The sequence below is a fragment of the Arthrobacter sp. PL16 genome, from assembly GCF_035985055.1.
Classification (GTDB): domain Bacteria; phylum Actinomycetota; class Actinomycetes; order Actinomycetales; family Micrococcaceae; genus Arthrobacter_D; species Arthrobacter_D cheniae.
On the sequence record NZ_JAXCIC010000005.1, the window covers coordinates 167,192 to 185,762 of the forward strand.

At 62.7% G+C, this 18,571-nt stretch carries 11 protein-coding genes; 6 read left to right on the forward strand and 5 right to left on the reverse strand.

Going from position 1 to position 18,571, the window contains the following annotated elements:
* Positions 1-36 precede the first annotated feature (36 nt).
* From glmU to RCH21_RS11890, 4 genes are all read left to right on the forward strand, one after another.
* Positions 37-1,560, forward strand: a complete 1,524-nt coding sequence (gene glmU / locus RCH21_RS11875) for a bifunctional UDP-N-acetylglucosamine diphosphorylase/glucosamine-1-phosphate N-acetyltransferase GlmU (protein ID WP_326964528.1) — start codon at positions 37-39, stop codon at positions 1,558-1,560.
* Positions 1,557-2,537 carry a ribose-phosphate diphosphokinase gene (locus tag RCH21_RS11880; RefSeq protein ID WP_326964529.1) on the forward strand — a complete coding sequence of 327 codons (981 nt, stop codon included), beginning with the start codon at positions 1,557-1,559 and terminating at the stop codon, positions 2,535-2,537. The genes glmU and RCH21_RS11880 overlap by 4 nt, the downstream gene beginning before the upstream one ends.
* Positions 2,538-2,721: 184 nt before the next feature.
* Positions 2,722-5,418 carry a helix-turn-helix transcriptional regulator gene (locus tag RCH21_RS11885; protein ID WP_326964530.1) on the forward strand — a complete coding sequence of 899 codons (2,697 nt, stop codon included), beginning with the start codon at positions 2,722-2,724 and terminating at the stop codon, positions 5,416-5,418.
* Positions 5,418-8,117 carry a helix-turn-helix transcriptional regulator gene (locus RCH21_RS11890; RefSeq protein WP_326964531.1) on the forward strand — a complete coding sequence of 900 codons (2,700 nt, stop codon included), beginning with the start codon at positions 5,418-5,420 and terminating at the stop codon, positions 8,115-8,117. The genes RCH21_RS11885 and RCH21_RS11890 overlap by 1 nt, the downstream gene beginning before the upstream one ends.
* A 375-nt stretch (positions 8,118-8,492) precedes the next feature.
* Here the strand turns inward: RCH21_RS11890 and RCH21_RS11895 are convergent, their stop codons facing one another.
* The 5 genes from RCH21_RS11895 to RCH21_RS11915 all read right to left on the reverse strand — a co-directional run bounded on the left by RCH21_RS11895 (position 8,493) and on the right by RCH21_RS11915 (position 15,265).
* Positions 8,493-9,110: an LPXTG cell wall anchor domain-containing protein gene (locus tag RCH21_RS11895; protein WP_326964532.1), complete on the reverse strand. Its 618-nt coding sequence runs from the start codon at positions 9,108-9,110 to the stop codon at positions 8,493-8,495.
* Positions 9,111-9,378: 268 nt separating this feature from the next.
* Positions 9,379-10,977, reverse strand: a complete 1,599-nt coding sequence (locus RCH21_RS11900; RefSeq protein ID WP_326964533.1) for a DUF4012 domain-containing protein — start codon at positions 10,975-10,977, stop codon at positions 9,379-9,381.
* 340 nt (positions 10,978-11,317) lie between these two features.
* Positions 11,318-12,763, reverse strand: coding sequence for a sugar transferase (locus RCH21_RS11905; RefSeq protein WP_326964534.1), 1,446 nt, complete (start codon positions 12,761-12,763; stop codon positions 11,318-11,320).
* 44 nt (positions 12,764-12,807) lie between these two features.
* On the reverse strand, positions 12,808-14,271 hold the full coding sequence (locus RCH21_RS11910; RefSeq protein WP_326964535.1) for a polysaccharide biosynthesis tyrosine autokinase: 1,464 nt from the start codon (positions 14,269-14,271) through the stop codon (positions 12,808-12,810).
* Positions 14,272-14,515: 244 nt separating this feature from the next.
* Positions 14,516-15,265: a lipopolysaccharide biosynthesis protein gene (locus tag RCH21_RS11915; protein WP_326964536.1), complete on the reverse strand. Its 750-nt coding sequence runs from the start codon at positions 15,263-15,265 to the stop codon at positions 14,516-14,518.
* Positions 15,266-15,977: 712 nt separating this feature from the next.
* Between RCH21_RS11915 and RCH21_RS11920 the strand changes: the two genes are divergently transcribed.
* Both RCH21_RS11920 and RCH21_RS11925 read left to right on the forward strand, forming a co-directional pair.
* Positions 15,978-17,276 (forward strand): polysaccharide pyruvyl transferase family protein, encoded by a 1,299-nt coding sequence (locus RCH21_RS11920; RefSeq protein WP_326964537.1) that lies wholly within the window; start codon positions 15,978-15,980, stop codon positions 17,274-17,276.
* Complete coding sequence (locus tag RCH21_RS11925) at positions 17,263-18,219, forward strand: nitroreductase family protein (RefSeq protein WP_326964538.1); 957 nt, start codon at positions 17,263-17,265, stop codon at positions 18,217-18,219. The genes RCH21_RS11920 and RCH21_RS11925 overlap by 14 nt, the downstream gene beginning before the upstream one ends.
* Positions 18,220-18,571: the final 352 nt, after the last annotated feature.

An 18,571-nucleotide genomic window follows, 5' to 3' on the forward strand; every position in this document is an offset into this window, starting at 1 on the left:
CACACGCCGGTCACCTATAGGTAGGAGCGCTTCTTCGTGAGCAACCAGGTCGGAACCACTGCCACCACACACCTGAGGGACACCGAAGCGCCGGCCGCGGTCATCGTCCTCGCCGCCGGGGCGGGAACGCGCATGAAGTCGCGTACGCCGAAGATCCTTCACCGCATCGGCGGTGTCTCCATGATCGGCCACTCCCTGCAGGCAGCACGGGCGGTGCAGCCGCGGGAACTCGCCGTCGTCGTCCGCCACGAGCGCGAGCGCGTAGCCGAGCACGTGACCAGCGTCGATCCGGCTGCGGTGCTCTTCGACCAGGACGACGTCCCGGGTACGGGGCGGGCCGTCCAGGTGGCACTCGCCGGCCTCGACGAGCGTCTGGGGAGCGCGGTCAGCGGAACGGTCGTCGTCACGTACGGCGATGTACCCCTCCTCACGCCGGAGACCCTGCAGGAACTGGTGGCGGTGCACCAGGGCGAGGGGAATGCCGTCTCCGTCCTCACCGCAGTGCTCGAGGACCCCACGGGGTACGGGCGCATCCAGCGCCATGAGGACGGGACGGTGGTCGCGATCGTGGAGCACAAGGACGCGTCGGCGGAACAGCGCGCCATCCGCGAGATCAATTCGGGCATCTACGCCTTCGATGCCGCGGTCCTGAGAAGCGCCCTGACACAGGTCGGCTCGGCCAACGCCCAGGGCGAGATGTACCTCACCGACGTCGTCGCCATCGCGCGGGCCGCAGGGGGCCGTGTGGCGGCCGTCGTGCAGGAGGACCGCTGGCAGGTCGAGGGCGCCAACGACCGCGTCCAGCTCGCGTCGCTCGGCGTCGAACTCAACCGGCGCCTGGTCGAGAAGTGGATGCTGGCGGGGGTGAGCATCATCGATCCGGCCACCACCTGGATCGACGCGACGGTGGTCCTCGAGGAGGACACGACACTGCTGCCGGGCACGCAGCTCCATGGGGAGACGTTCGTGTCCCGGGGGGCGGTGGTCGGCCCGGACACCACCCTCACGGACGTCGTCATCGGCGAAGACGCCCACGTGGTCCGTACGCACGGAAGCGGCTCGCGCATCGGCGCCGGGGCCAGCGTGGGGCCCTTCACCTACCTCCGTCCCGGAACGGTCCTGGGCGAGGACGGCAAGATCGGCGCGTTCTACGAGACCAAGAACGTCACCATCGGGCGCGGCTCGAAGCTGTCCCACCTCGGCTACGCCGGTGACGCCGAGATCGGCGAATTCACCAACATCGGGTGTGGCAACATCACCGCGAACTACGACGGCGTCAACAAGCACCGCACCGTCATCGGATCCCACGTCCGCACCAGCTCGAACACGGTCTTCGTGGCGCCGGTGACGGTCGGCGACGGTGCCTACACCGGCGCCGGCGCCGTGGTGCGCCAGGATGTCCCGGCCGGGGCGCTTGCAGTGAATGTGGCACCCCAGCGGAACATCGCCGACTGGGTGGCCGGAAAGCGACCAGGCACCGCGTCCGCCACGGCGGCAGGCGCAGCCTCCACGAACGACACGCCCTCGGGCAACCCCACGGAAGAGAGCACCCAGGCATGAGCGAGATCACGGCACGCGGCGAGAAGAAGTTGGTCCTGGCATCAGGACGTGCCCACCCCGAACTGGCGGAGGAGATCGCCTCGTGGCTGGGGACGGAACTGCTGCCGGTCTCGGCCTATGACTTCGCCAACGGCGAGATCTATGTGCGGTCGGGTGAGAGTGTCCGGGGCACGGACGTCTTCGTGATCCAGGCGCATCCCGCCCCCCTGAACAACTGGCTGATGGAACAGCTCATCATGGTGGATTCGCTCAAGAGGGCCTCGGCCAAGCGCATCACGGTGGTGTCGCCGTTCTACCCCTACGCCCGCCAGGACAAGAAGGGGCGCGGCCGCGAGCCCATCTCGGCGCGCCTCATCGCCGACCTCTACAAGACCGCCGGCGCGAACCGGCTCATGTCCGTGGATCTCCACACCTCCCAGATCCAGGGATTCTTCGACGGGCCGGTGGACCACCTCATGGCCATCCCGCTGCTGGCGGACTACATCCGGTCACGGGTCGACGCCGACAACGTCACTGTCGTGTCCCCGGATACCGGCAGGGTGCGCGTCGCCGAGCAGTGGGCGGAGCGGCTCGGTGGGGCACCGCTCGCCTTCGTGCACAAGAGCCGTAACCTGACCGTCCCCAACCAGGCCATCTCGAAGCAGGTCGTGGGCCAGGTGGTAGGCCGTACCTGTGTCCTGATCGATGACATGATCGACACCGGTGGCACCATCTCGGGCGCCGTGCAGGTGCTCAAGAGCGCCGGCGCCAAGGACGTCATCATTGCCGCCACGCACGCCGTCTTCTCGGATCCGGCACCCCGCCGCCTCGCGGAATCGGGCGCACGCGAGGTCGTCGTGACCAATACGCTTCCGATACCCTCGGAGAAGCGCTTCCCGCAACTGACGGTGCTCTCGATCGCACCCCTGATTGCGCGGGCCATCCGAGAGGTGTTCGACGACGGTTCGGTCACCAGCCTGTTCGACGGCAACTCCTGACTACGCGCGGACCCAGTAGTAATTGCGGGGTTTCCAAGTAGTCGTAGGGTACCTACTCGGGTGAAATGCGAGTAGGTGGAGTAGAACTCCCGTAAGTGGTACTCGTGTAGGCTCCTGAAACTCTTTCTAGTCTCGAAGACGAACGACCTTTGATCTTCGATCTTCGAAACTAGGGAGTGGTCTCATGGCTGCGACTGCCTTCAGCGTACCGACTGCACAGTCTCGCACTGGTGCTGCATCAGGCGGTGGCGACCTGAACCGCCTGCCCGATACGCCCTCCTTCGTGGGCCGGCAGGACCTCCTCGTCGCAGTGGAGGAGGCGCTGGCAACGGCAGGATCGGCCGGTGCGGTGCTCGTGGGGCACGCGGGTGTCGGCAAGACCGCGGTCATGCAGCAGGTGCTGTCAGTTCGGGCGGAAAGCCACTACATCCTCCGCATCCGCGGGTCGAAAGGGTCCCGGCACCAGGCGTACCGGCCGGTGAACTTCCTCCTGTCGGAGTTCGAGGCCGATGTGGTCGAGCATCCCGTGATGGTCCTCCGGGCCGTGACCGACCTGCTCAACCAGCAGGCGCGCGGCCGCCGGGTGGTTCTCGCCGTCGACAACGTCGAGTACCTCGACCCGTCCTCCGCTGCGCTGATCGGGCAACTCGTGCTCAGCGAGACCGCCATCGTGCTGCTGACGGCCCAGGATTTCGCTGCGGCCGATCCCCTGTTCGCAGCCCTGTGGCGGGACGGCTCGCTCAGGCGGTTCGACGTGGAGCCCTTCAACGCGCTGGAGGCCCGGGCCTTCGTCGAGACGGCGCTGGAGGGCCCCGTGAGCTCCGAGGGACTGCGCCTGCTGCACGAGATGAGTGGGGGCAACGCGCGGTTCCTGCAGGCCTCGACACGTGCGCTGCGCGGACGCCGGCTGGTGCAGCAGGGCGCTTCCTGGGTGCTCCTTCCGGGCAGCACGCCCGTGCCGACCGAGATCATCGATGCGGCCCAGCTCCTCCTTCAGGACCTGCCCGCCGCGCAGCAGGACATAGCCCGCGTCACCGCGCTGGCAGGGCGGGTGCCGCTTGCAGTGGCGCAGGCGATCACCAGCAGCACCGACGTGGATGCCCTTCAGACCGCCGGCCTGCTCGCCGTGCGGCACGGCAGGCAGGAGTGCGTGGAGTTCACGGATCCGGTCATGGCCGCGGGTACGGCGGCGTCTCTCTCCGCGCTGCGTGCCGGCGAGTTGTACGGGCGCTGGGTCGAGGACGCCGGGTTCGGCCACCTTCTCGACCCCGAGCGACATGCGGAGTGGGTGGTGAGGTGCCACCGGCCGGTACCCGCCACGCTCGCCCTTGCCGCCGCACGGGCAGCCAACCGCGCCGGAAGGTACTCGGAGGCCGCGGCCTACGCCGAACTGGAGGATGCGCACCGGTCGTCGCCCGCAGCCGCAGTCGAGCTGGTCAGGGCGCTCACCCTCATCGGCCGCTTCACGGATGCTGCTGACGCAGTGCTGGCTGCTGCTCCGCTCATGGCCCAGGCGCCGGTGACGGACGCCGTAGCGTTGCTCCTTGCAGACGCCACGCTGCGGAATCGCCTCGGCCAGGCCGGAGTGGAGGAAACTCTCGTCGACGCCGAGGAGCGACTCGCGCCGGATGCCGGCCTCGACGCCGTCGAACGTGCCCGGCTCCAGGCCGAGATCGTCATAGTCCGTGCGGAGGTTGCGTCCCTGCAGGGCAACTTCGCCCAGTCACGGGACCTCGTGCTGTCCCTGCAGGCATCCTCCATCCGCCTCAGTAGCGAGCAGGGAATCTCCAGCGACGTGCTGCTGTGTGAGGCATGGGGGATGATGGAGAACCAGCTGGACGCGCTTCAACTCGCCTATTCCCTCGCGGGCCGGCTGCGGGAGGTGGACATCAGCCACCGAACCAGGGAGATCGCGTACCTGCGCCTGGCTTCCGTCTACAGCGCAACGGGTTGCTGGGGTCCGGGCTCCCGCGAGCTACGCCTTACCGGCAAGGACAGTGCGGCGATCTACCACGGTTCCGCCGTGCAACTGGCGGTAGGGCTCGCCCACGGCCGCTACGGTACGCCCGCGGACGCGCTCGTGGTCCTGGGGCCGGCGTTCGACCAGCTGCGGGTCGCCGACCCGCACCGGATGCTGCCGCTCGCGGCCAGCGCGATTGCGTTTTGCTACACGATGGCGGATGACATCAAGGCCGCGATCCCGTTCCTGAGGGACACAGAACCCGCAGCCGGTGAGCCCTGGGTGGTGCGCCGGATGGCCACCCAGCTGCAGCTGCTCAGCCTGGGGCTACGTGAGGCGAAACCTGAAGCGGCAGAGCAGTTGCAGGCGCTGGGACGGAGCGACAGGGAACGCGGTGCCTCGCTCTTCGGGTTGTCCGCCCTGACGAGCTCGGTCAGGCTCGGGAACAGCGGGGCGCTGCCGGAATCGTCCGAACTGGCAGCGCGGGTGCAGGGTCCTTTCGGACACCTGTGCGAGATGTTCGCGAAGGGGGTGGGCAGTCGTGACGCCGAGGTCATCCTGCAGGCCATGGAACTGGCTGCGGCCGTCGGTGACCAGGCATTCAGTCGTGACGCAGCCCGCTCGGCCCTCAACGTAGCTCGCGCCCTCGGTGACAAATCCACCGTGCGCGACGTGCAGCAGAGGGCACGGCGCGTGCTCAGCGAGATGGGTGTCGGCGGTCCCGCATCCCCGCCTGACTGCCTCACCCCGCGTGAGGGGGAGATCGCCCAGCTGGCGGTCGGTGGTTACACCAACAGGGAGATCGCCGAGTCCATGTGCGTGTCCGTCCGGACCATCGAGGGCCACCTGTACCAGATCTACTCCAAGCTGCACATCTCCTCGCGATCACAGCTCGCGGAGCTTCTCCCGGCACCGCTCTGATGATGCTCGACGACGGTCGGGTTCCCCTCGTAGGCGTCGAGAGCACGATCGACGCCATAGCCAGGACACTGTCCAATCCGAATGTGAACGGCGCGTTCGTGGTGGGCGAGGCCGGCACGGGCAAGAGCGCGATCGCCCGGCGGCTCGTGTCCATCATCGATCCGCAGCACACGAAGGTCTTCATGGTCCGCGCGTCCGCGAGCCTCGCAGACGTACCCTACGGATCCCTCGGCCCCTACCTCACGCATGCGACGCCGCAGACGCTCAAGTCCTCCCTTCCCGCCCTGCGCGCGCTTGTCGCCTTCTTCCGCCAGGCGTCCGAGGGACGGGAGGCCGTCGTCGTCATCGATGACGCCCACTACCTCGACGAGGACAGCAGCCATGTCCTCACCCAGCTCGTGATCTCCCGCATCATCAAGGTGGTGCTCTTCTCCAATGGCATGCCGCCGCGTTCGGGAGACCTGTTCTCCCTCTATACGGACGGATTCATCAGCCGGGTTGACCTTGAGGGGCTCAACGATGCGGAGGTGGAGACACTCTGCGAGTCGATCCTGGGCGGGCGCCTGGCCCAGGGAGCAAAGCATTACCTTGCGCGGCAGAGCGCCGGGAATCCCCTGATGCTGCGCGCGCTGCTCGATCACGCCACCGCCACCGCTGAGCTGGTCGACCGCGACGGGGTGTTCTGCCTCTCGGGGCGCTTCCACCGGCCCGTTCCCCAGCTGATGGACCTGGCGAAGACGCTGCTGCAGGGACTGACGGAGCAGGAGCGGACCATCTACGAGGTCGTCGCGCTCAGCGGCGGCATCACCCAGGCGAAGCTCGCGGGCATCGAAGAGGACGCCGTGACGCAGCAACTCCTCCGGCGCGGGCTCCTGCGCACCCTCGGTTCCTCCACGAGTCCGGTCCGGGTCACGCATCCCATCCTGGCGCGCGTCATCCGGGCGCTCGTGCCCGCCGGGCGGAGCGCCGAGTTGCGGCATCTGCTCTTCGGTGACGAGGTGGTCCTGCCCGCCCTGCACGAGGGCATGGTGCAGTACCTCGACTGGGCCCTCGACTGCGGCGTGATGGTGCCGTCCGCGGTTCTTCTCGGTGCGGCGCGCACCGCGGCGCACGTGTCCGAACCGGAGTCGGCCCTGCGGTTCGCGAGCGCTGCCAGGGCCGGGGGAGAGGACGACGCCGGGGCCGTGGAGGAGGCGCGGGTCAGGGTCAATCTCGGTGAGTACGCCGTTGCCGTGGACCTGCTCGATCAGGTCCTGTCCGGCGCTGTCCGGCCACCCACCGTAGCGGACGCCGCTACCCTCAAGGCTCTGGCCTCTGTGCAGCGGGGCGACGATCCGGGCGGCATCCACGGGATCGCCGATGCCTGCATGGAGCAGCTGGCTTCGGCCGGCACCGGGAGTGACGACGCGGGCCCATCAACGCCGGCCGCAGGGCCGGCGCCGTATGCGCTGAGGCTGCTCCACGTGCTCGGGTCGGTCCTGGAAGGGGAATTCCCCGTCGCCCGCACCGCGGTGGACGCCGTCGATGCCGAACTCCCAGCAGCAGTATCCGAGGCCGACGCCCGACTGCCGGTCTTCCTCCTGCTGCTCCGGGGGGAGATCGACGCCGGTCTGGGTCACTCCGACGCGGCGCTGGCGGAAATCAGGACGGCGCTCGACACGGTGAACCGCTCGCACGGGGACCTCGAGTATCTCCGCCCGCACGTCGTCGCACGCTACGTCAACGCCCTGATCCACACCGGCGAGTTCGCCGTAGCCATCGATGCGCTCGAAGAGTACCGGCGGCGGCCCGTGGTGAGCCTGGACTACCTCAGCGGTCCGCTGGCTGCGCTCGAGGCCGTCCTCGAGGTACGCCGGGGGAGGTTCCAGACAGCACTGCACATCCTGCAGCCGGCCCTGGCCTCGCTGCGTCAGGTGGACAGCGAGATGCTGTTGCCGTACGCGCTGGGCGTCGCAGCCTGGGCTGCACACTCACTGGGGGACTATCCCGCGAAGCGGGCCTATAAACAGGAGTTCGATGGGGTGGCCTCCATCGGTAGCCGCCCGCTGCTGCTGCTCGGGCGGGCGTTCCTCGCCGCAGCCTGCACGGGAGGAGCCGACGGCAACTTCAGCGGTCTGGAGGGCGTCGCCGTGACGGCGCAGTCCGCTCCGTACCCCTCCTGCGAGAAGGACACCCTGGAACTCCTCCTGGTCCTCGGCGATACGGCACGGGCCTGGCGCCTGGCCGAGCTCGCGGACCAGTTCGAGGGCGCGGAGGCGCAGGTCCTCTCCCGCTACGCGCATGCAGTGGTCGACGACGACGCCAATTCCCTGCTCCTGGTTGCCGACCAGGCGGAGCGCATGCAGAAGGTCCCCCTCGCGGCGGCGGCTTCGGCCAGGGCCATGCGCCTGTTCGACCAGCAGGGCGACAGCAGGTTGCGGCGCCTGGCGCTGCGAGCCGTGAGGCACCGGCAGTCCCTCCTCGAAGGCCTGCCGCCCCAAGAGGAGGGGGACCTGCGTAGCGCACACGAACTGACCTCCAGGGAACGCGAGATCGCGAGGCTGGCCGCCGCCGGGGCGACGAACCGTGCCATCGCGAGGGCGCTGGTCCTCTCGACGCGCACGGTGGAGGGGCACCTGTACCGCATCTACGGGAAGCTCGGCATCACCGCGCGAGACGAGCTGGCGGGCGAGATGGAAGCGTACGACGACGACCGCTGACCGTTCGTCAGGACCGAGCACGTAGGCGCTGCGGGGGGACAGGTAGTTGAACCCATCCATCCCCGTGGTAGTGCAGTGAAACTGGAGTGGGTAGTACTGGTGAGCAGTCCTTGTGATTTGCGTAGGGTTGCACTTGTTGAACCGATGAAGCTTCAACAGCAGGGCTCGCGCCCTCACCCGAATGATGGCGGGTCCCGGATCGGGGCCAGCGGCATAGGAGTCTTCCTGAGACCAAGACTCCGTCCCCAGCTGCCGCTGGCCTCTTCCCGTTTAACAGGGGACTCCTGATGTAGGCCACATAGATGTAGGACAAGAAAAGCCGGGCCGGAGCAGTTGCTCCGGCCCGGCTTTCTCAGTACTGGATGTTGCGGGGGATTACGCTACGGCGGAGCGGCGGCGAGCCACCACGATGCTGCCGGCGCCCAGGCCGAGTGCGCCGATACCGGCTGCGCCCCAGAGCAGCATTGCTGAATCCATACCTGTGTTGGCGAGGCCGCCCTTGACCGACGACTTCGATCCGCCGGAAGTACCGGTGGTGCCACCGACAGCGTTAGCGGAGTCGACAACGACGGTTTGCGACATCGACTTGCCCGCGGCGTTCGTCGCGGTGAGCGTGTAAACGCCTTCATCCTCAAGCGTCACCGGGTAGGAGAAGTTGCCGTTTCCGTTAGTTGTGACGGTGTCGGTGAGCACGACGGCGTTCAGGATAATCAGACCACCACGTGCTGCGGCAGCTCCACCGGCACCAAAGCCAGCAGCGGAGGGCGTGCCATCGGTGCGGTCGACGGTGATCGTAACGAGCTCGGAGGGACCGAAGAACCCATCGACACCACCGAAGACGACGGACTCGCCCGGAGCGATGGTGCCATCGCTGACGGTGCCGGATTCCACCGGGGCGTAGCGAAGCGAAGAGACGGGAGCGGCTTGCGCTGCACCGGATCCAAGGAATGCCAGGGTGCCGGCGACGGCCAGGACTGAGGCGATTTTGTTCATGATGGGCTCCCCATAAAGGTGTTGAGACGAGAGAAAAAACGTGAAGTGACCGGGCGTTCGTTCCCCAAATGCCCTGCGCCTACTTCCGCCACCTTATAGGACACGTCACGATACTCGAAATGCGACCAAGTACTACGCGGATCAGGAAGTTCGGCTACTCAGAAAATAGCAAGGATCTCTAGGTAGCGAAAGCCTACGAAGGCTTCTGGCCGAGATGTAACACACTGTTTACCTCCCGGCCCAGCACAGGAGCCTCAATCCCGCGGAATCAACCGCACGATTGCAGGCCCTCGGGCGGCAGGAGGACGTCCGCCGGGTCCTGCACAGTGGGGGTGACGTCGACCACCGGCTCGGTGTCCTGCACCACCTTCGAGAAGTCCATCTCGAGAGTGGTGGTCTCGCCGGGGCCGAGCTCTGTGGTGAGGATGCCGACGGGCCGGTTGCCGTGGGCAAAGGAGCTGATGGGCACATCGGCGCCGTTGATCCTCGCTTGCTGCAGGAGGGACTGCGCCGGGCCATAGCTGACCGTGTTGGTTTTCACTCGTCCGGGTTCCACTCCGTAATCACCGCCGCCGGTGACGTACTCAGGGAGGCTGGTGGCAGCGTCGGCCGGCGCCGTATTCGTCAGGGTCACCTTGACGGTATACAGGGAGTAGCCGTCACCCGGGCAGGTTTTCACGAGCTGCACCGTCCGTCGAACGTAGTAATCCATCTTCGCGCCGGTGCCGTCGTTGAAATACACGCCGAAGGCGGCTCCGCCGACTGTAGGGCCAAGAGCGGCGCCCGCCAGGTCGGTCTCCGCCAGGAGGTCCTGCTCCTCCGAGGTGGCGGACCACAGGTACAGGCGGCCCTGCTCGGCACTGGTCACCAGGGCCTCGATGAGTTGTGTGCTGTCGCCCTGCACGTCGGTGAGCGCTCCGAAGACCTTGCCGGCCACAGCTGCGAAGTACTCGTCCTGCAGCGCCGGCTCTTCGATCTGCGCATACACATCCGACAGGAGGGTCGGCACCACGTTGGTGGAGTCGAGCGCAGTCGGCAATGACGTTTCCGCGAGGAGCGCGTCGACAGCGGGATCGCCGAAGTCACCGAGCTCTACCGGTCCTGTTGCCCAGAGGATGTTCGCCAGGACCACGGGGTCAAGCGCAATGACTCCGTCGATGCGGGACTCCGGATGACGGTCTTCCCACATCTGCTGGGCGGTTGATGCGGCGGTGGGGAAGTCGGGCGTGATGTTGACGCTCTGCATGAACGACGCCATGCGGGAGGAATAAATTTGTTCCTGCTCCGGGTCCGCTGCAAGGGGTGGGTCGAACTTGCCCAGCTCGGAAGCGCTGCCCTGATCCGTCAGGGAGATCCGCCCGTCCTCGACCGTGAGAACGGCCAGCGCACCGGAGATGCCGCCTGTCGCGCGGATCTCGGCACTGTTTTGCACCAGCACCAAATAGTTGCGAAATCCCTCTGCGCCCAGCATGGACGGCAGCAAATGGCTGGCGCGAGAGGCATTGCTGATGGGGCCTCGCACCTCGTCGAGGGCCTCGACCGCCTCTTGCAATGGGCCCGCGATCTGCGGAAGCAACTCTGACTGATCGAGCCCCTCGAGTCGACCGTAGGACAGCTCCACTGTGTTGGCGGCAGCAGAAAGCGTCGGTGCAATCTCTGCTAGTGGAGCGGTATCGATGCGCCCATCGACGGGCATAAGCGAATCCCAGTCCAAGGTGGCAAACTTATCGATCATGGGTGTGACTGCTCGGCTGATGACATCGTCGGCAGACACCGTCATCTCAGAAACGGCGCTGAAGTTCTGCCCAACAAAGGGGAGGAGACCAGCGGCTTTCCACAGCGGATCCGCGCCTGCGGCTCGAGCCATGGTCGTGTGCTCCTGCAATCGAGCTGTCATCGCGCTAGCGCGCTCCGTATCCCGATCGACAACAGCCGCCCGCAACTCGGGCAGCAAAGTCATGCTGCTTTCAAGGTTGCTGCGGACCTGCTGCGCGCGGTGAGCGAGCCAACCGCCCGCGGCGACAAGCAGAACCAACGCAACTGCGGCAAACACCAGCAGCAAGCGAATGCGATTTCCGCCCTCTCCCCTCGTTGTACGAAATCGTCGGCGAAGAGTCTGCGCTGCGCCCGCTCGTGTCATCTCGGGGCTCGTCGAGTGTCCGTCAGTCATTCGGGCGAATCCTTAATCAGTTTGCGTGGCGAGGCTATTAGAAGGCGCCGTGGCGTCCGAGCACGGCCTTGAATGTCCGTAACAGAATGGTCAGGTCGCCCAGGAAGGACCAGTTCTCAACGTAGTAGAGATCGAGGCGTACCGTCTCGTCCCAGGAAAGCAGCGACCGGCCGCTGACCTGCCACAATCCCGTCATACCCGGGCGAACGAGGAGTCGGCGGTGGGCGCGAATGTCATAGCGCTCGACTTCTGCCGCTAAGGGTGGCCGGGGTCCAACCAAGGACATCGAACCTCCGAGAACATTGAACAGCTGCGGCAACTCGTCAAGGCTGAACTTACGCAACACTCGACCCACCCGTGTGATCCGCGGATCGTTTATCAACTTGAACAGGACTTCGTTGCCCTCGTGGTTCGCCCTGAGCTGTTCCAGCCGCGATTCGGCGTCTACCACCATAGATCGAAACTTGAACATTCTGAAGTGTTCACCAGCTGTGCCTACCCGTTCCTGGCGGAACAGCACCGGACCCTGTGAATCAAACCGTACGAGTAGCGCGAGCAGGGCGAGAAGAGGCGAGAAGGCAACAATCAGGATTCCAGCACCAAAAATGTCCATGGTGCGCTTGATGAAGCGCTGGCCTTTCTCAAGATTCGGTGTGGAGACATGAATCAGGGGCAAACCGGCTACGGGCTGGGTATGGATGCGTGGCCCGGCGACATCTGTTAGCGCAGGAGCCAGAATGAGGCGGATATTCAGATCTGCAAGCGCCCATCCAAGCGCCCTGATGGTCTCAGGTGCCAGTTGCATACTGCTTGAAAGCGCGACCGCATCGGGGCTGAAGACCTTGATATCCGCAACAATGTCGTCTGCATTGGTTGCCCTTCCGACAATGGGTAGATCTAAAGTTCGGGCCGTACTCCCTTCCGTCTCTACGCCGGGTAGGTAAGCGCCGACGGGAATGTAGCCGGCCATTGGTTGAGCTCGGAGGGAGTCGGAAAGATGCTGAACCCCACTTGTGCTCCCGATGACCAATACACGCAGTGAACTCTTGCCGTGGGCACGTTCGATGTGAAGTAGTCGTCGCACAATGACGCGGGAGAGCAGAAGCATGATCAATCCGGCAGGAAGCGCGACGCCAACATAGCCTCGGGCAGTATCGAGCTGAAGGGCGTAGCTGACGATGGCTACGATGCCGAAGAGAATGAGAGAAGCGCTGACGACACGCTTGTACTCCTCAGCGCCGTGTCCCAGGACGGTTGGTTCGCGACTGCCCCGCAGCGATAGCACGGCCCACCATCCAGCAGCAAGGACAAGCGACAAAACTACATAAGGCTGGCCACGAGCACTGAGTCGCTCAGTTTCAGGCACTCCGAACCGAATGATTAGCGCACCGACTGTCGCCCACAGGACTACTGCGGCATCTACTATTGCTAATTTGCGGCCATAACGCTGAGCCCACCCGACATTCTGTTTTATCGTCGACACCAGTTCCCCACACAGTCTAACCCAGCGCCGGAAAGCCCGGCGTGCTACTTGCTTGTCTGAGACCGGACGCCGAAAATTTGCTCATCGAAGTCGGATCCATTGTTTTTTGATGGACCGCTCGCGCGCACGGGCGCTTTCTTCATGGAGGAAGCCTCTGTTGAGCCATACGAATAGTAACTATAGGCATAGGCGTCCGGGCCTTTGCTCGGTAGCAGATTGAACACGACGCCGAGCAAATCAGCGTCCACCATGTTGAGATTTCCTAGCGCCTTTTGCAGGTCGGGTAGCCTCACCTTGGACGATCCCACCACCAGCACCACGCCACCGACTTCTTGCGCAAGAACTGCGGCATCGGTAACAGGAAGCAGTGGAGGTGCGTCGATGATTACAGCATCAAACTTCTGCTCAAGCTTAGTGATCAACTGCTTCATGGCATCTGACCCAAGCAGCTCGCTCGGATTCGGTGGAATCTGGCCAGCGGTGAGGATGTAGAGCTCCTCGGTGCCCCAAGGCTGCAGGAGATCTTCGACGTCCGCTCGGCCGATGAGTGCGGTAGTGAGGCCAGCGTTGCGTTCAAGTCCAAGGTACTCGTCCACCCGCGGACGCCGGAGGTCTGCGTCCACTAGGACTACCGACTGGCCGGACTGAGCGATGGCGATGGCGAGGTTGGTTGCAGTGGTGCTCTTTCCCTCACCAGGAAGCGAAGAAGTGATCAGCACAGCCTTGGACTTGTGGCTGACGTGGGCGAACTGGAGATTGGTGCGAATTTGTCGGAAAGACTCGGCGCGCGGACTTTGTGCCGGAGCTTGAGTGAGCAGAGGCTTTTTCTGTGCATCCACATCAAAGGAAATGCCGCCAAGAAGAGGGGCGTCGCTGATGCGGCGCAAGTCAGATTCCCCACGAACCCGGGTATCCAGCGTTGTGCGCAACACAGCCGCACCAACTCCGAGCGCGAGCCCAACAAGCAGACCCAGGGCGAGATTCAGACGCGTGTTCGGGGCCGAGGGCTGCGAGGGTGCAGTCGCGGGTGTGATGACCGTCAAGTTCACAGGCGAGCTGCGTCCCTCAGCGGGGCTCTCGAGGCTGCCGACCGATTGCACAAGGCTATCCGCAGTGGCCTGTGCGATTGCGGCAGCTTGGACGGGAGAGGTGTCCTCTACTGAAATCGAAATTATGACCGTATTTAGATCCGCAGTGGCGCTAACCTTTCCAGCCAGCTGTTCTGCTGTTATCTCGAGTCCCAGCGACTCGACCACGGGTTGCAACACCAGCGGCTCTGTCACCGTCTCTACGTATGACTGAACGCGAGCCTGTGTGAATGTGTTGCCCTGCTGCAGATCCTGCACGCTGCCTGAACTCTGCGTCGCAACGAAGAGCTTGGTTTGGGCAGTGTAAGTGGGCCGAATAGCGAGAGACGCCGCGCCTCCTATTAGGAGGCCAACGACGGCACAGACAGTGATCAGCAGCCAACTGCGCCGCAGAATGCGTAGGTAGTCACTCAGCTCCAACGTTTCGGCCTTCCCTATAGCTAGGCCGCTCGCGCTCAAGACACGTTTGGCTTATGTTTACATCGTCGGACCAGCCGGCGTAGAGAACCCACACGTCCCGTCACAGTCTAAGCCTCCTGGAGCGAGGTTCCGCCACGCTCAAAGGTGATGTCCCATCTGGAGGAGCGCAGGCTCGTCGGCCCTCCTTCACCTGCAACAAATCTGACGCCGGAGTTGGAGTGAGCCGTGTAGCGCATGTTGGGGCCTAACGGCGACGGTAACCCCGAACAGACATCCAATTGAGCACGCAGTAAACGCATTGACCAGTGCCCAAACCTAGCCCCACTCCAGCGATCCCTAGAGTTGCCGCTCCAACCAGCATGAGGGCTATACCACCCACCACCGCCACGATATTGTTGCGAAGCACAATTTTCGACAGACCTTCGGGTATTAGCACAAGTCGAACAGCAACAGTCGCAATGCTGCTAGCGAGGTAAGCAAGCGCGAATCCGAGGTTGACGTCCCGGTGAGCCGCCACCTCGCTCCCGAATAAAAGTGTTGTGAGACCGGTGCCTCCGAAGGCGAACACTAAGGCGCCAGCTATTCCTACTAGTCCCATAACTACCGATACCCGCGCAGTGCGTGCTTCACGATCCGCGGCGTCGCCCTTTAATGCCCATGCCTGAACCGCGTCCATTGTCGAGGTAACAACAATCAAGCCATAAACGTACAATTTCTGCGCCGATGCGAATTGACCGGTCTCAACGAGCGATTGTGTTGCCGAAACGAGGGGAAGTGGGAGAGCGCTAAAACCTAAGCTCACCGTCGCGACGATCGCCGCAGGGAAGCCGAATCGTAGCGCCGATACTAGGGGACGTGCCGGAGGCTCGAGAAAAATGAACGTGCGCTGGAAAGTTTTTCGATGGAACATGGCAATGGAAGTGAGACTGACTACCGTCATGATGAGGCCGTAGTGCACAAGATCGCCGCTCCAAATGATTGTCACTACAGCCACGCAAGTTCCTGCTAAACGAGGGAGGGTTTCATACAGTGCGATTGGCTTAGGGTTTCCCAATCCGACTTGATACCAAGTAAATGTGAAGCCGTATAAGACAGCCGAGGCGATGCATGTCGCGACCGCTATGGGGCCGAAGCCCTCGGCGGCGAGACGAGCGGCCAAGACAGAAGCGAGAGGTAGTAAAACGGCCGATAGTGCAAGCTTGCAGCGGAGCGATTCTGAATAGATTGCTGCATGTTCACTTGGGGCAGAAGCTACAATTCGAGGCGGACCGACGATGTACCAGCCATACGAGATGAGCACGCCAGCGGCTGTCCCAATGGCTTGCGCTGTTGTAAAACTGGCCCAGCCTGAGGCCCCTCCTACACGAGCCACAACCGGTAGGAGTATGAGAGGAGAGAGGGCCGACAGCAACGGCAAGGTCAGAAAGCCTAACAACCTGAACCTTGAAGACACCTACTGCATCCTTGTCTCTAAAGAGAATCGATCGAGTACGCGCTTCCGTGAGTTGCGGCCCAATAGCAGCCGGCGATCGCGCTTGAGACGAGGCCCGTGCCGCCACTTGCACAACTCTGCCGCTGGATATCGTACGCGGCCCGGCGAGGTTGCCAGACCACACCAACGCCTGCCTCGAGCCGCACGATAGGCCGAATGCGCATCACGGCCAAGGTCCCACCAGTAACAGCGGTCGAAGGTAGAGTCACGTTCGATGAAACAGACACTGAAGAAGCTTGCGGGAAGAGTTGTTGGATCGCCTTGGTATCTAACTGCATCAAGCGCCGTGGACGTCCTCGTGGGGGTTCCCCTCGCCGTGTTGTCCAACGGAAGGCGGAACAGCGAAGCCCAGGGACACTTGTTGATACCGCCACTCGGCAGAGGCAACATCGGAGACCAAGCGATGTTGGACGCGTTCCTCGACAACGTTCCTGGCACCGTCACCGTCGTGCTGGCCCGACTTGGTGACCTGACAATTAGACCGACCGCTCAAGATCGCGTTCAAGTCCTAGAAATACCTCAACTTTTCTCAGTTGCTGGGCGCATTAGAGCGCGGATTATTTTACTTCGATGCCTAGTACAATCCTCTACACTGAGTGTAGTGGGAGCTGACATTATGGACGGTGGCTATTCCCGCCGTATATCGATGCTGCGTATCTCAATGCTGAACCTAGCTCGAATTGTGGGTGTGCCTTCTCAAGTTTTGGGCTTCAGCTGGAAAGAATCGGCCGACGAGCTCGTAGTTCGGGCGATGAGAAAAGCGAGCGTCCACGCCCGTCTCATTGTCCGCGACCCAATCTCGCTTCAGAGAATGCACAAGCGCGGTATCGACCGTGCTGTACAGGGTGCAGACTTGGTTTTCGCAGCGACCCAAGCTGCAGAGGCCGCAGATATTGCCCTATGGCTCGCACCAAGAAAGAGTCGCCCAACTATCATTCTAAATTTCTCCGGATTAATCAATCGGACCGTCAACTTGGATGACGACTACTCGAGGCTTATCAGGTGGGCGCGGTTGCGAGGCCTGGCGGTAATCGTTCTTCCGCACGTCATCCGAACTGGGGACGACGATCGGGGGGTGAGCCGGCGGATCAAAAATGAGGGGCTATGGGACGACGATATCCTATTTGTTGACCGGCAACTTAGCCCGCAAGAAGTCAGCTGGCTTGTAAGCAGGGTCCATACCGTTGTCACCGGGCGTATGCACCTAGCGATCATGGCACTCCGGTCCGGTAAGCCAGCGTATGTACTTGCTACGCAAGGGAAGGTTGAAGGGTTGATGGATCTTTTTGCGTCTCCCGAATTTGTGGTAAATCCCAAACCTGGCTTCGCAGACTATCTTACGGACCGGATAGAAGCCTGGTCAGTAGAACAGGAAGCCAAACTAGAAAGCAGCGTAGCCCGCTGTACCGAGCTTGCGCAGCAGAATTTCATACTAACTCGGCAAAGACCGCTTGGAGACGAATCATTGAGCGAGCTTCCCGGGATCAATCGGGGGACTGATGAACGTTTCTAAATTGAAAACGACGCTCAAAAGCGTCATGCCGATCAAAATGCAGTCCGATGTGCTGGTCCTCCTTGACGAAGCGATTGCCCTTCGCGAGTTCCTCGTTGACGGATGGCGCTATCAAAGGACCAGTGGCGAGCGAGACAGCAATTCCCGCAGGAACACTAGCGGAGATAACCTCGAAGCTCAGGTTACAAAAGATTATCACCGAGTAGAAAAAGGCCTCGCTCTACACGCTCCAAAGCGCCCGTTCGGTGCTGGAGTGAAAGCGAGACTAACCTGGCTGCTGCCGGTCGCGACCGACGAGCCATACGCATCACAAGCGAGGAGGGCAGTTGACGCTCTCGATCAATGGAACCTACATGGTGAGATCGACGAAAGCATTAGTCCGCTCGCGGATACTCAATATGAACCTCTGACGGCAGGCGCCCTTAGCGATTTCTTCAACTCAAGGCGCAGCGTCAGGAACTTCGATCCTCGAAAATCGATTACTGAATCTACGCTACGCCAAGCGGCACAGCTGGCCTCGGCCACTCCGTCCGTGTGTAATCGCCAGGCTGCGCGCGTTCACTTCTACACCGGTAGCGACGACGTTGAGCGAATACTGCGGCATCAGAACGGGAACTCTGGCTTTCGTTCGTTTATTCCGGCAGTTGCTATTGTTACTGTAAGGCGTGGCATGTTCCTAGGTCCCTCTGAGAGGAACCAGCGCTGGATAGATGGTGGTTTGTTTGCGATGACCTTAGTCTGGGCCTTGCACGGCTTAGGTCTTTCTACGTGCATGCTCAATTGGTCGATGAATAACGCGCAGTCGGACGCGCTTCGACAGACTGCACAAATCGAGTCATCTGAGGATGTCATTGTTCTAATTGCCATTGGCTATTCGCGGAACGGCCATCGGATCGCCCGTTCGATCAGACGAGAAGTGAATGACTTCGCAACCTTCAATTGAGCGGGTCAGAAAGCGATCATGGGAGATCATCTAGAGTATCTAGATTTCTTTGATGATCGCGTCTCGCTCAAATAAACCGTCAGTTCATTCTAAGCAAGGCGATGTCGAAGAATCATTATTTGTGGCTTGCCAGATGTCGATCATCGCTAGCACTAGCCACCATCTAAGCTGATATAGGACACCGAATGCCGATTTGAGGGCGGGTTCGTCAAGTACGAACCCGCCCTGAAGCTTATTCGTAGTTAGGCGGAGAAGACCTTACGCCTGATGCAGGCTCCAGCGCCGACGAACCGCACCAAGCTGGAGCAAGAAAGTATCACGTTTCCTTCCAAATATCGCGTCTAGCCTACGG

Bases quoted from the DNA above. Each gene is read 5' to 3' on its own strand.
- RCH21_RS11880 (WP_326964529.1), top strand. From the start codon at position 1,557: ATGAGCGAGATCACGGCACGCGGCGAGAAGAAGTTGGTCCTGGCATCA.
- RCH21_RS11885 (WP_326964530.1), top strand. From the start codon at position 2,722: ATGGCTGCGACTGCCTTCAGCGTACCGACTGCACAGTCTCGCACTGGT.
- RCH21_RS11890 (WP_326964531.1), top strand. From the start codon at position 5,418: ATGATGCTCGACGACGGTCGGGTTCCCCTCGTAGGCGTCGAGAGCACG.
- RCH21_RS11895 (WP_326964532.1), bottom strand. From the start codon at position 9,110: ATGAACAAAATCGCCTCAGTCCTGGCCGTCGCCGGCACCCTGGCATTC.
- RCH21_RS11900 (WP_326964533.1), bottom strand. From the start codon at position 10,977: ATGGCTCGAGCCGCAGGCGCGGATCCGCTGTGGAAAGCCGCTGGTCTC.
- RCH21_RS11920 (WP_326964537.1), top strand. From the start codon at position 15,978: ATGAAACAGACACTGAAGAAGCTTGCGGGAAGAGTTGTTGGATCGCCT.
- RCH21_RS11925 (WP_326964538.1), top strand. From the start codon at position 17,263: ATGAACGTTTCTAAATTGAAAACGACGCTCAAAAGCGTCATGCCGATC.